This is a genomic window from Thauera phenylacetica B4P (assembly GCF_000310225.1).
Classification (GTDB): Bacteria; Pseudomonadota; Gammaproteobacteria; order Burkholderiales; family Rhodocyclaceae; genus Thauera; species Thauera phenylacetica.
The window spans coordinates 1-251 of the sequence record NZ_AMXF01000656.1 but is presented as its reverse complement, the minus strand read 5'-3'; the positions used below and the strand labels follow the sequence as shown (position 1 = coordinate 251).

Annotated in this window: 1 rRNA gene; it reads right to left on the bottom strand. The window is 49.0% G+C overall.

From position 1 onward, the window contains the following. Positions 1–72, bottom strand: a 5S ribosomal RNA gene (rrf, locus tag C667_RS24150); the annotation flags it as partial. Positions 73–251: the final 179 nt, after the last annotated feature.

The following is a 251-nucleotide window of genomic DNA, read 5'->3' as shown; positions in this document are numbered from 1 at the left end:
ATCGGCGCGTGTGCGTTTCACGGTCCTGTTCGGGAAGGGAAGGGGTGGTTCCACACAGCTATGGTCGTCAGACTTTGACTTGTTCTTCAGCGTTTTGGGGCTGAAGCAAAGATGGGAAGAAGTGTTTTATTAGGGTTGTGTGATTGCGTGGTTGTTTTTCAACCACGGAAACGAGTACGTTTTGTTTTGAAGGTTATAGGATCAAGCCACACGGGCAATTAGTACCGGTTAGCTGAACGTGTTGCCACGCT